A 12,691-nucleotide genomic window follows, 5' to 3' on the forward strand; every position below is an offset into this window, starting at 1 on the left:
CTCAGCGGCTTGCGCGAACCTCCCGCACGCAGTCACGCAACCAGCGTTGCGCCGGGTCGGCGTCGAGGCGCGGATGCCAGAGCATGGAGATGGTGACTTCCACCGTGCTAACCGGCAGCGGAAAACTGTGCATGCCGGCACGCGCGCCCGCCGTATGCCGCTCGGGCACGCTGGCGATCAGTTCCGAGGCGCGCGCCATGGCGAGCGCGGCCGAGAAACCCGAGACCATGCACACGACCGTCCGCTGCAAGCCGAGCGCGCCCAAAGTCTCGTCGATCGGTCCCTTCTCGCGGCCACGCCGCGAAACACTGATGTGCCGGCAAGCCGCATAGCGCTCGGGCGTCACAATACCCTCGCTCAGGGAATGGCCGGCTCGAACGGCGCCGATAAAACGGTCGCGAAACAGCGCCTGGATGCGCACTTCGGGTCCGGTTTCGCCGGCAACGCCGATTTCCAGATCGATCGCCGCTTCGCGCAACGACATCACATCCTTATCTGACTTCGGCGCGAAACGCAGCCGCACCCCTGGCGCATCGGCCTCGATGCGGGCGACCAGACGAGGCCCGAACTCCTCGACGAAGCCCTCATTGGTGCGCATCGTGAAGACCCTGTCCAGGCTTGAGGGATCAAGCAAATCGGCAGGGCGCAGCAGCGCCTCCGCCTCCTGGACGACAGGGCCGACCTGCCGGCGCAATTCCTCCGCGCGCGGCGTCGCCACCAGGCCGCGTCCGGCGCGGACCAGCAGGGGATCGCCCGTTGCCTCGCGCAGCCGCGCCAGCGTCCGGCTCATCGCCGAGGGACTGAGCCGCAAACGGCGCGCGGCGCGGGCCACGCTGCCTTCCGCCAGCAGCACGTCGAGAGCGAACAGCAGATTGAGATCGGGCGTTGTCATCCGCGGATCGTAACATGATGTGGCGTCTCATGCACTGATATGATGCAAATGCTGCGCCTTCCGCCATATCAACCGCAAGACTAGATCTCCGACAGCTCCGGTTCTGGAGCGAACGGAAAGGAGATCGCCATGGCAGTCGCCGTGCAAAATCGGGACGGGATATCAGCCCCGCAACAGAATCAATCGGTCGGCTGGGCGCTGGCAAGCCTGTCGCTCGCCACGCTGCTGTCGTCGCTCGGAACCAGCATCGCCAGCGTTGGGCTGCCCTCGCTGATGCAGACGTTCGGCGCGTCGTTCCGGGCCGTGCAATGGGTGGTTCTGGCCTATCTCCTTGCCATCACCACGCTGATCGTCAGTGCCGGGCGGCTGGCCGACATGTTCGGGCGCCGCCCGCTGCTGCTTGGCGGCATCGCGCTGTTTACATCGGCATCGGTGCTGTGCGGGGTGGCGCCGACGCTCTGGCTGCTGATCGCCGCGCGCACCGTGCATGGGTTTGGCGCGGCGTTGATGATGGCGCTGACGCTGGCCTTTGTCGCGGAGACCGTCAGCAAGGAACGGACCGGCAGCGCCATGGGCCTGCTCGGCGCCATGTCGGCGATCGGCACGACACTCGGCCCTTCGCTCGGCGGTCTGCTGATCGCCGGCCCCGGCTGGCGCGCGATCTTCCTGGTCAATGTGCCGCTGGGCCTGCTGACCTTCGCCCTCGCCTGGCGTGCCTTGCCCGCTCGCAGCAAGACAGCGCAGGCTGCTCAAGGCAAGTTCGACGCGATTGGCACTGTGCTGCTGGCCCTGACGCTGGCCGCCTATGCGCTGGCCATGACGCTTGGCCGGGGCCATTTCGGTGCGCTCAACATCGGCCTGCTGGCCGCGACCGCTCTCGGCATCGGTTTGTTCGCCGTCGCCCAGAAGCGGGTGAAGAACCCGCTGGTCCAACTCGCCCGTTTCCGGGACCCGCAGCTTAGCGCCAGCCTGGCCATGAGCCTCATCGTCGCCACGGTGATGATGGCGACCCTGGTGGTCGCCCCGTTCTATCTGTCACAGGGGCTGGGACTCGATGCCGCGATGGTCGGCGTGGTGCTTTCGACCGGGCCGCTTGTCTCGACCCTGTCGGCGCTGCTGGCCGGACGGCTTTCCGATCGCTTCGGCACCAACAGGATGACGGTCGCCGGCCTCACTAGCCTTGCCGCCGGCACATTCCTGCTCTCGCTCGCCCTGACCAGACTTGGCATCGTCAGCTATGTCGTTCCGATCACCGTCACCTGCTTCGGCTACGCCCTGTTCCAGACCTCCAACAATGCGGCCGTCATGAGCGGTGTCGGCGCCGGCGAACGCGGTGTCATATCGGGCCTGCTCAACCTGTCGCGCAATCTCGGCCTCATCACGGGCGCCTCGTTGATGGGGGCTATATTCGCGGTCGCATCGGCCGCGGCGCAGCGAGGCATTGGGCAGGAGATCCTGACTTCCGTGGCCGCCGCCCGGGGCATGCAGGTCACTTTTCAGACGGCAACGGCGCTGGTGCTGGTCGCGCTGATCCTCGCCCTGCTCTCGGCCCGCGCCGCTGCCCGCATAGAACCCAGTGTTTCGTAAGGCACCACCTGTTTGGCGATAGGCGATCGAAGCGTGAAATCCGGTTGCACACCTCTCCGAGACTGTTTCGAAATTCGCTCTGGCGAGTCATATGGTGGTGGTTTCGAGAACCGGAGCGGAGCGGACATTCAGGTCCGTGAGCACCGGAAGCGCAGAAAACGCCATCAGATGGCCGCCGGAGTAGAATTTCCAAACAGTCTCTCAGGCCCCTGCCCGTTTGCGGCGCTCATAAAGCATGACCAGCGTTTCGGCCGTCAATGCCGGCTTTTCCTCGCCTTCGATCTCGACCGTGTTGGCTGCTTTCATCAGATACTGGCCAGGCCCCCCTGTCCTCCATGGAAAGCAGCACCGTGCGCAGCCTGATGCGGGCGCCGACCTTGACCGGCGCCAGGAAACGCACCTTGTCGAAGCCATAGTTGAAGGCGGCCTGGGTGTTTTCCGGCACAATGCCCATGCCAAGCGCCAGGGCGCCGATAATCGACAATGTCAGATAGCCATGCGCGATCGTCGTGCGGAACGGGCTTTGCCGCCGCGCCCGTTCGGGGTCGACATGGATCCATTGGTGGTCGCCGGTGCATTCGGCGAACTTGTTGATACGGTCCTGGTCGACCGTGGTCCATTCCGAGACGCCGAGCTCCTGCCCGGACATCGTCCTCAACTGCTCGTAGGTCGGCGGCGTTTTAGGCCGTACTTCGTTCATTCCTGCTTTCCCGATAACTTGCCGAGCCTCCGGACCACGAACGGACGGCCCCTGTCAATTCGCCTTGCGCGAATCTGTTCCGCCGCATTCCGGCTGAATCGTGCCACGCCTCGCCATGCAATGGCAGGGCGAATTCGGATTTTCCAACCTTCCGAGTTTGCCGGGAGCTTATCGCGTGGCGCGGATGCAACTATGCGCAAGGTCGCGGAATTGCAAACCGGCATGCCCTGCCGAAGGCGAAACGACAGACCGAGGGAGCCTATTTCTGCCCGTAGCCGGCGCGGATTTCCTCCATCGCCTCCTTGATGCGCGTGCGCAGGATTTCGATCGATTCGGTGCCGGATTTCCGCGCCAGTTCAGCCACTTCCCCAGCATTCTTCAGCGCAGCCTCGAAGGATTTCCTGGCGAACTCCGTCTGCTTGGCCAGGAGTTCTTGCGGGTTGCCCGGCGCCCGATAGCTCTGCGCCATGTCGGCAACTTCGCGCAGCGTGTCCTGCAGCATTTCGCGTTGCCTCGACAACAGCGAGGTCGCGCCTGCGGCGCCGGCTCGCGCCGATTTCTCCAAGGCTTCGAGGTTCTTGCGGTGATGGGCAAGGATCGCCTCGACATCGACATTGGGCACCTTCAGGTCGCGACCGAACCTGCCGAACATGTCCATGAAGGAATCGGATTCCGGTTGTTTTGCCATGCTGTCTTCTCCCCTTTGCCGCGGATGCGGGCGCCCTCGCCGGAGCATAGCACTCGGCTGCCGCCTGTCCATTTCGAAGACAGGCCTGGCGACCGATGCGCATCAATTGACCGGGAGCAGCAGCTCGATCGTGTAGAGAACGATACCCGCCAGCCCGCCGATGATCATGCCGTTGAAGCGGATATATTGCAGGTCCCTGCCGATGTTCATCTCGATCAGTCGCGTCAGTTGCGCCAGGTCCCAGCGCTTGACCTGGTCGGCGATGAACTTCGACACGCCGCTCTTCTGGCTTTCGACGAAGGAGGCCAGCGCCACGACGAACCCCTGGTTCATGTCGGCCCGGATCTGTGCATCGCCGGCAAGATGCCGGCCGACCTCGACGAACATGTTGGCGAGATGCGCGCGGATCACCGAATTCGGCGCCCTGGCGTCCTGCGCGATGAACAGGCTGAGGCTCTCCCACATGTCGCCGGCCAGCGCCCTGACTTCGGGTCGGGCGAGGAAATCGCGTTTCATCTTCTCGGCGCGCTTTGCATATTGCTTGGACGTCCGCAGCCGCTCGACGAAGCCTTGCGCGAAACGGTCAAACTCGGCGCGCATCGGATGGTCAGGATCGGCGCGCACCTCGTCGAGCAAGGAACCCGCCGAGGCGACGATCTTCTTCAGGAGATAGGCGTCGGCGCGGAACAGGTTGAACAGCGACGGCAGCTCCTCGCGGATCTTTTCGCGCATTGTCGCCAGCGCCTGTTCGTCGTTGAGGAAGCGGCCGATCACCTTGATGAACTCGTCGAACAATTTCTGGTGGCGGCGGTCGTCGGTAAGCGCCGACAACAGCTCGGCCGCCAGCGGCGCCAGCGGCACCTTTTCGATCTGTTCGAGCATGCGGCTGGTGACGAAGCCGCGCAGGCCGGATTGCTCGACCGCGGCAAGTGTCTGCGGCACCAGCCGCACGACGAAACGCGACAGGCCGGCCGCGCGTTCGGCATCAGTCAGCCAATCGGCGACGAGTGCTGCAAAATCGACCTCGGCAAGTTTCTCACGCACCGGCTCCGGCGCCAGGAAATTGGCCTCGATGAAGCGGCCGAGATTGTCGGCGATGCGGTTCTGGTTCTCCGGGATGATGGCGGTGTGCGGGATCGGCAGACCAAGCGGCCCCCTGAACAGCGCCACCACCGCGTACCAGTCGGCAAGGCCGCCGATGGTCGCCGCTTCGGCGAAGGCAGCGACGAACCCCAACCACGGATAGGTGCCCTCGAACGACTTGGCCAAGGCGAACACCAGCACGCAAAGCGCCAGCGCCGCCGTGGCGATGAATTTGGTGCGGCGCAGCGCCGAGAGCTTGGCGACCGCGTCGGCATCGAAACGGACAGGCGCCAGGGACGGAGCCGATTGTGACATGGATGAACTGCTCCTCGTCGAACCCAGGGGCGATCTCGGACCTATCTAGTGCCTCGACCGCGAAAATACCCGTGACAGCGGGTTTTCCCGACGTTTTGCCGGGTTGCGCACATAAAGTTGACGAGAATATTCATCTATCATGCGAGGCTAGTCTGGAATTGTTCCAAGGTATAGGCCATATTCGGTCGAGGCCAGTGCGGCGAATCCGAAATCCCGGCTCAGAGCCGCGCCAGCAAAGTGCAGGAATCTGGCGTGGTTGCACCGCGCCGGCGCCTAGTGAGGACAAAATGCGGCTTACACGCCAGACCAATTATGCCATGCGCATCCTGATGTATTGCGCCGCCAACAATGACCGGTTGAGCCGTATCCCCGAAATTGCAGCCGCCTATTCGGTGTCGGAACTGTTCCTGTTCAAGATCCTGCAGCCTTTGGTCGAGCATGGCCTGGTGGAAACGGTGCGCGGCAGGAATGGCGGCGTCCGGCTTGGCCGCGCAGCCGAAGCGATCAGCCTCTTCGACGTCGTGCGCGTCACCGAGGAAAGCTTCGCAATGGCCGAATGCTTCGAGAACGATGCCGCCGAATGCCCGCTGGTCGACAGCTGCGCGCTGAATTCGGCGCTGCGCGAGGCGCTCAACGCCTTCTTCGCCGTGCTTTCCCGCTACACCGTTGCCGATATGGTGGCGGCAAGGCCGAATGTGCGCAACCTGCTCGGCATCGACATGCTGGAGCGCCGCGCCCCAGCCGCCTGATCCCTACCGTGTCATCTTAGGCTCGGTCGGTTGAGATTCAGGTCAGGCCGAGTCGAGAACGGTTGGTTCCGAGAACCGGAACGGAGCGTACTTTCGGGCACGTGAGTACCGGAAGCGCAGGAAGCCGCCGTTCGCAGGCCGGCCTCACCTGAATATCAACCGACCGACGATTGCGGCAGCACGAACGGCATATTGCCCGCCGGCAGCACGCCGACCTTTAGCCGGCAGTCGAACACTTTCTCGATCAGCTCATCGCTCAGCACGTCTTGCGGCGAACCGGTCGCGGCCAGCCGGCCGCGATGCATGACGAAGATGCGGTCGGCATACATGGAAGTCAGATTGAGGTCGTGCAGGATGGCGACCACGCCGCCGCCCCTTCTGGCGAAGTCGCGGGCGATGTTCATGATGATCAGCTGGTGCTTGATGTCGAGGCTGGAGACCGGCTCATCGAGGAACAGATAGCGCGGCTTGCCGTCGAGCACCGGCGCCCAAACCTGGCACAGCACGCGCGCTAGCTGGACGCGCTGCTGCTCGCCGCCCGAAAGCTCCTGGTAGAAACGTCCGGCAAAACCGTCGAGGTCGACGCGGGCCAGCGCCCGCTCCGGCAGCCGCGCATCCTCGCCCGGCAAGGCACCCGAGCGGCCGCCGACAAGGCCGAGCTTGACAATCTCGCGCACCGTGAAGGGAAACGACAGTGTCGTCGCCTGCGGCAGCACCGCGCGATGCACGGCAATCTCGACCGGCTTCATGGCCGAGAGATCGCGGCCGTTAAGGGTGACGCGCCCGGTATAGGCAAGCTCGCCCGACAACGCCTTCAGGAAGGTCGTCTTGCCGGAACCGTTGGGGCCGACGATGGCCGCCACTTCGCCGGGCCGCGCTTCGAAATCGACACCGCCGACGATACGCTTGCCGGCGATATCAACGGAAACATCCCTTGCCTCGATCATCAAAGCCTCACAGGTCCCAGATCTCAGAGATCGACCACGCCGCGCTTGCGCAGCAGGATCCACAGGAAGAATGGCGCGCCTGATATCGCGGTGACGATGCCGATCGGCAATTCCGCCGGCGCCACGATGGTGCGGGCGACCGCGTCTGCCAACAGCAGCAGCGAGGCACCGAGCAGCGCCGAGGCCGGCAGCAGATAGCGATTGTCCGGACCGATCAGCAGGCGCAGCAGATGCGGCACGACGATGCCGACGAAGCCGATACCGCCGCTGACGGCGACAGACGCACCGACCGCAGCCGAGACACCGATGATCGCCGTGTATTTCAACCGCTGTACCGGAATGCCGAGATGGCCGGCGGTCGCTTCGCCCAGCGCCAGCGCGTTGAGGCCGCGCGCCAGGAACGGCATCGCCGCCAGTGCCAGTATGATGATCGGCCCGACGGAACCGATCTTCGCCCATGTCGCGCCGCCGAGCGACCCGAGTGACCAGAACGTCAGGTCGCGCAACTGGCGATCGTCCGCCATGAAGATGAGGACACCTGTCAGGGCCATGGCAAGGGCCGCCAGCGCTATGCCGGCGAGCAGCATGGTGGCAACCGAGGTTTGCCCGCGTCGCGTCGCGACCTGATAAAGCACCAGCGTCGTGGCGAGACCACCGAAGAAGGCGGCCAGCGGCAGCGCGAGCGTACCGAACATGGTCGTCACCGGCGCCAGCACCGTGGCGCCAAGCACAATGACGGCCACCGCGCCGAGACTGGAGCCGGCGGAGACGCCGATCAGGCCGGGATCGGCCAGCGGATTGCGGAACAGCCCCTGCATGACGGCGCCGGAGACTGCGAGCGCCGCGCCAACCAGCATGCCGAGGATGATGCGCGGCAAGCGGATGTCGTAGACGATCAGGCTGTCACGGGCGCTCAGCGCCGCATCATTCGGGACGGCTCCAAGCAGCCAGTCCCTGAGAACGTTGACCGCCGAAGCATCCGATGCCCCTGACGTCAGCGACAAAAGCATGGCGGCCGCGAGGCCGAGGCACAGCAACAGGATGACGATGCGGGCGCGGCCCGAACGGTCGCCTTCGGATGCATTCGCCATCACCTTCACCGGGCCGGTGATCGATTGATCGACCATGATATGCCCGCTCAGTCCGTGACCTGGGCGCCATAGAGGGAGACGGCGAGGTCGTGGATGGCTTCAGCCGTGCGCGGCCCGAAGCCGAGCAGATAGCCGCCGTCGAGGCGGATCACCTTGCGCACGGCTCCGGCCGGCGTCGAGGCGACGGACGGAACGCCGAACAATTCGTCGTCCGACACCGGCAGCCCGGCATTGCTCATCATCAGGATCACGTCAGGCCTGGCAGTAATGATCGCTTCGTCGGACATCTGCTTGTAGCCGGAGAAACCTTCGACGGCGTTGACCCCGCCCGCCAGCCTGACCATACCGTCGGCCGCGGTATCGCTGCCGGCCGCCAGGATCTTGCCACCCTGTATCGACAGCACGAACAGGATGCGCTTGCGCTGCTTGATCGAGGCCGTCTGTTTCTCGGCGGCCGTCAGCTTGGCATCGAGTTCCTTGGCCAGCAGCTCGGCCCTGGCATCGACGCCGAGCGCCTTGCCGACGATGCGGACCTTCTCGAGGATGCCTTCGTGGCTAAAATGCTCGGGCACTTCGATGAAGGGTATGCTCGTCTTCTTCAGCACATCGACGGCCTCCTTCGGGCCGCTGCCCTGCAGCGCCAGGATGCCGGTCGGATTGACCGACAACACGCCTTCCGGCGACAGCGCGCGCATATAGCCGACATCGGGCAGAGCGAACGCCGCCTTCGGATAGCGGCTGGTGGAATCACGCGCCACCAGATGCTTCTCCTCGCCAAGCGCATAGACGATTTCGGTGATCGAGCCGCCTATGGCGGCGATCTTCGACGGATCAGGAAAAACGGAGACGCCTTCTGTGGCGCCAGCCGGCTGCAGCGCGGTGAAAGCCAAAGCGAGGCCGACCATCGGGGCGGCGACCATCCTGGAAAAACAGCCCATTGTCGTTCTCCTCAGGCTGCCGTCGGGCTTGGGATGCGCGGCAGGTCCTCGGCCAGGAATCGCCAGTCGTCGCGCTCGCTTTCGCCTTCGTGGCGCTTGCCGAAGAACTGGATGATCATCTCGCCATTGGCGGCGTACACCTCGAGCGAGGTGACATGGCCGTCCTTGGTCGGCTTGCGCACCGCCCAGACTTCATGGATGTGGTCGGTGCGCAGGTGCAGGTGGAAGGTCTCGTCCAGCACGTTGATCCACGGCCCCATCGGCTTGATCGATTTGACCGGGCCGGAATGGATCTGGATGCAGCCGCGGTTGCCGACAAAGCACATGATCGGCATCTCGCCTTCGGCGGCGTGATGGAACATGGCGCGGACCGCGTCATTGTCGAGCAGCCAGGCATAGTCCGTTCCGACCATGCGCACCGCCTGACGGCGGCTGAGCTTCAAGGTCTTCAGCATGCCGAAGAACTGGTGCACGTCGGTCAGCCGGCTCCAACGGTCGCGCAGATCGTCGAGGTTGGCGGTCGTCGCCGTGGCCTCGCCCTCATCGTCTAAGGCTTGCCCGGAGATGGCGACCGTCGGCTCCTGGTTGGACGATTCCAGCGAGGCGACCAGCTTCTGGTAGGCATAGAGGCTGGAGGCCGGCCGCAGATGCACCTTGTGCACCGCCTCGCCCGCCGCATCGAAAAACTGCAGACTGCGGCGGATCTCGTCGCCGTCGCGCTTCTCCACGGCAAAGCCGTGCGCCCAGACTTTTGGGAAGATGCGCAGGTCGATATTCTCGCCAAGCACCATGGCATTGTGGTTGCCGGTGACGACCTTGTCATAGACGCCGATCTTCTCGTGCACGGCGCTTTCATTGCGGGTCAGCGCCATCACCTCGCCGACGGCCTCGAGGCCGGTCAGGAGATCGTTGACCCGTGGCTCGATGCGCACGACGCCGTCGCCGCAATGCGCGGCGACCAGTTCGGCTTCCGAAATACCGAGCTGGGCGGCCAGGTCACGCTCGCGCGCTTTCGGATTTTCCGTCCGTGCCCGCCGGATTTCATGCGGGGCGGGTTTTACGCGCTGGTCCATGTCTCGTCCCTACTGCCTTGCCTTACTTGTTGAGAATGAGCTTGCCCTGACGGGTGATCTTCAGCCGGTAGAGAGCGCCATGATGTTCGATGCCGATCTCATGCTCGCCCTGGAACAGCGTGTTGCTGGACAATGTTCTGACCGCCAGCGGAACCCGGTCGAAACGGGTGACGGGGGCTTCGTCGGAACGGCGGACGCGGTAGCGAAAGTCATTGGGATTGTGGGTGTTCATCTGGGTCGATCCCTTTCCTGTGCCGGGCGTCTGGCTAGGCGTTGCGAAGATCCGATTCATTTCTTGACTTGAATAATCATGTTTACTAGTCAGTGCAATACCGGATTAAATGAGTCAACATTTAACACGCCGGACACGATCAAAAATGCCAGCGAGCCACGGGCCAGCCAGCACGAAACCTGGAATCTGGAGTTGGGGCATGGGGTTGTTGGTAAACTGGGAATGGCGCGGCCGGTCGGCGGCGAGCGGTGTGGCGGCTTTGTTGGCAAGCGTGGCGGCGATCGCCTTGTCCGCGCCATCGGCGCATGCCCAACAAGCAACGCAGCCGGCGGGCGAGCAGGCGGATCAATCGAAGAAGACTGACCAGGAAAAAGCCGCCCCTGCGGGCGCAACGCTGCTCGACAAGATCCTGGTGCTCAGCCGCACCGGCGAGACAGCGATCGAATCGCTGGCCTCGGCTAGCCATCTCGACCAGGAACAGCTCGACCGCCGCATGGCGACGACGCCCAACGAGATACTCTTCGGCGTGCCCGGCGTCGCAGCACAAGCCGACGCCAGGCGCGTCAGCACCAGCATCAACATTCGCGGCCTGCAGGATTTCGGCCGCGTTGCCGTCATCGTCGACGGCGCGCGCCAGGATTTCCAGCGCTCCGACCACGGCACCCAGTCGACCTTCTACATCGATCCCGAGCTCATCAAATCCGTCGATGTGATCCGCGGTCCAGTCGCCAACACCTATGGCTCCGGCGCCATCGGCGGCGTCGTCTTCTTCGACACCAAGGACGCCGCAGACTTCCTCAAGCCGGAGGAAACATGGGGCGCTTCGGTAACCGGACGCTACGAGAGCAATGGCAAGGGCTGGACCACAAGCGCCACCGGCGCCTACCGCGTCAACGAGAACTGGGACGTCTTGGGCAACATCGTCTACCGCAACTATGACGACTACAAGGATGGCGGCGGCGACACCGTCAACGGCACCGGCTTCGATGTGCTGAGCGGCCTGCTCAAGACCACCATCCGCCCGACCGACAACAGTGAATTGAAGCTGGGCTGGGTCGGCTCAAGCGACAGCTGGGACGAAACCAGCGGCGGTGTGCCGGTCAACGATGTCGACCTGAAGTCGAACACATTCACGGCGCGTTACAACGTCACTGACGAAGACAAGAGCTGGCTCGATCTCCACATCAACACCTCCTACAACAAGACCAATCTCGATCTGACCAGCCTCGTTCCGCAAAACCGCTTCGATCCGGTCACAGGTCTTCCGGTGGTGCTGCCAGCAGGCTCGACATCGACTTTCGATGTCGGCACGGCCGCAATCGACATCTGGAACACCTCACGATTCGAGACCGGTGGCGTTGCGCACGAATTGACCTATGGCGGCGACTGGGTGAATGACGACGTCAAGACTGGCGGCACCGCCGGTGGCGACAGTTTCTACACGCCGTCGGGCAAGCGGAATGTGTCCGGCGCCTATGTCCAGGATAAACTCACCTGGGATTGGCTCGAGGTGATCGCCGGGCTGCGTTACGACAGCTACAGCCTCAGGGATGACACCCACGATACATCGGGCGACCGGTTGTCGCCGCGCATCACAGTCGGCGTCTCGCCCTTCGACAACGCCAGCCTTGCCGGCTTGCAATTCTATGGCACTTACGCAGAGGGCTACCGTTCGCCCTCCCTCACGGAGACGCTGATCAGCGGCAACCATCCGGCAGGTGTCACCTTCCCATTCCTGCCCAATCCGAACCTGCGACCTGAGATCGGCAGGACGACGGAATTCGGCGTCAACTACAAGCAGAACGACATCTTCGAATCCGGCGACGCGCTTCGCGTCAAGGCGGCCTACTTCCACAACAATGTCGACGACTATATCGATGGCGTGACCCTGTCGCCGTTCGCGCCAGGCAGCGGCTGCCCGTTCGGGCCCGGCATCCCGATCTGCTTCCAGTATCAGAACTACGCCCAGGCCAAGATCGACGGCTTCGAGCTCGAAGGCGTCTACGACGCCGGTTGGGGCTATGCGGGACTTTCGGCCTCGATCACGAATGGCCACACCATTTCCTACAAGGGTGTGGAAGCCGATCTCGCCACTATCCCCTCTTCGCAGGTCACCGCCCAACTCGGCCTGCGCTTCCTCGAGGACAAGCTGACCGTTGGTGGTGAGGTGCAGTACAACGGCAAGCCGAAGGGCAATGCGGTGGCCGAGGACTACACTCTAGTCAATGCCTTCGCCAGCTATCAGGCGACCGACAATCTGAAGGTCGATTTCCGCGCCGACAATCTGTTCGACGTCAAATACGCCAATCCGCTCAACGGCAGCACGACAGTCGCGGTCTATGAGCCGGGCATAACGCTGAAACTGGCGGCGACCATGCGGTTTGGAGGCTGATGAT

At 63.7% G+C, this 12,691-nt stretch carries 11 protein-coding genes and 1 pseudogene; 3 read left to right on the top strand and 9 right to left on the bottom strand.

Translation table 11 applies throughout. The features are described from left to right. Position 1: 1 nt before the first annotated feature. Positions 2-892 (bottom strand): LysR family transcriptional regulator, encoded by an 891-nt coding sequence (locus HB778_RS34335; protein ID WP_183460323.1) that lies wholly within the window; start codon positions 890-892, stop codon positions 2-4. Positions 893-1,021: 129 nt separating this feature from the next. Here HB778_RS34335 and HB778_RS34340 point away from each other — a divergent pair, with 129 nt between their 5' ends. Next, a complete protein-coding gene (locus HB778_RS34340; RefSeq protein ID WP_183460325.1) occupies positions 1,022-2,479 on the top strand; it encodes an MFS transporter in 1,458 nt (485 codons plus the stop codon). A gap of 201 nt (positions 2,480-2,680) precedes the next feature. Here the strand turns inward: HB778_RS34340 and HB778_RS34345 are convergent. The 3 genes and pseudogenes from HB778_RS34345 to HB778_RS34355 form a co-directional block, all read right to left on the bottom strand. Next, positions 2,681-3,179 (bottom strand): annotated as a pseudogene (locus HB778_RS34345) (MaoC family dehydratase). Positions 3,180-3,438: 259 nt separating this feature from the next. Then, positions 3,439-3,867, bottom strand: a complete 429-nt coding sequence (locus tag HB778_RS34350) for a phasin family protein (RefSeq protein ID WP_183460327.1) — start codon at positions 3,865-3,867, stop codon at positions 3,439-3,441. Positions 3,868-3,969: 102 nt separating this feature from the next. After that, the gene (locus HB778_RS34355; RefSeq protein WP_183460329.1) at positions 3,970-5,265 is read right to left on the bottom strand and encodes a DUF445 domain-containing protein; all 1,296 of its coding nucleotides are present in this window, start codon (positions 5,263-5,265) and stop codon (positions 3,970-3,972) included. A gap of 287 nt (positions 5,266-5,552) precedes the next feature. Between HB778_RS34355 and rirA the strand changes: the two genes are divergently transcribed. Next, positions 5,553-6,014, top strand: a complete 462-nt coding sequence (gene rirA, locus HB778_RS34360; RefSeq protein WP_183460330.1) for an iron-responsive transcriptional regulator RirA — start codon at positions 5,553-5,555, stop codon at positions 6,012-6,014. A gap of 155 nt (positions 6,015-6,169) precedes the next feature. Here rirA and HB778_RS34365 read toward each other — a convergent pair whose 3' ends face one another. The 5 genes from HB778_RS34365 to hemP are packed head-to-tail and all read right to left on the bottom strand — an operon-like array spanning position 6,170 to position 10,295. Continuing rightward, complete coding sequence (locus tag HB778_RS34365; protein ID WP_183460332.1) at positions 6,170-6,961, bottom strand: heme ABC transporter ATP-binding protein; 792 nt, start codon at positions 6,959-6,961, stop codon at positions 6,170-6,172. Positions 6,962-6,984: 23 nt separating this feature from the next. Beyond that, entirely contained in the window at positions 6,985-8,088 is a 1,104-nt protein-coding gene (locus HB778_RS34370) for a FecCD family ABC transporter permease (protein WP_183460334.1), read from the bottom strand. Positions 8,089-8,099: 11 nt separating this feature from the next. Beyond that, on the bottom strand, positions 8,100-8,990 hold the full coding sequence (locus HB778_RS34375) for a heme/hemin ABC transporter substrate-binding protein (protein WP_183460336.1): 891 nt from the start codon (positions 8,988-8,990) through the stop codon (positions 8,100-8,102). Positions 8,991-9,001: 11 nt separating this feature from the next. Then, on the bottom strand, positions 9,002-10,063 hold the full coding sequence (locus tag HB778_RS34380; RefSeq protein WP_183460338.1) for a hemin-degrading factor: 1,062 nt from the start codon (positions 10,061-10,063) through the stop codon (positions 9,002-9,004). Between the two features lie 22 nt (positions 10,064-10,085). Continuing rightward, a complete protein-coding gene (hemP, locus tag HB778_RS34385; RefSeq protein ID WP_027043821.1) occupies positions 10,086-10,295 on the bottom strand; it encodes a hemin uptake protein HemP in 210 nt (69 codons plus the stop codon). 199 nt (positions 10,296-10,494) lie between these two features. Here hemP and HB778_RS34390 point away from each other — a divergent pair, with 199 nt between their 5' ends. Then, the gene (locus HB778_RS34390) at positions 10,495-12,687 is read left to right on the top strand and encodes a TonB-dependent hemoglobin/transferrin/lactoferrin family receptor (RefSeq protein WP_183460340.1); all 2,193 of its coding nucleotides are present in this window, start codon (positions 10,495-10,497) and stop codon (positions 12,685-12,687) included. Positions 12,688-12,691 lie beyond the last annotated feature (4 nt).

This window comes from Mesorhizobium huakuii, from assembly GCF_014189455.1.
Taxonomy (GTDB): Bacteria; Pseudomonadota; Alphaproteobacteria; order Rhizobiales; family Rhizobiaceae; genus Mesorhizobium; species Mesorhizobium huakuii_A.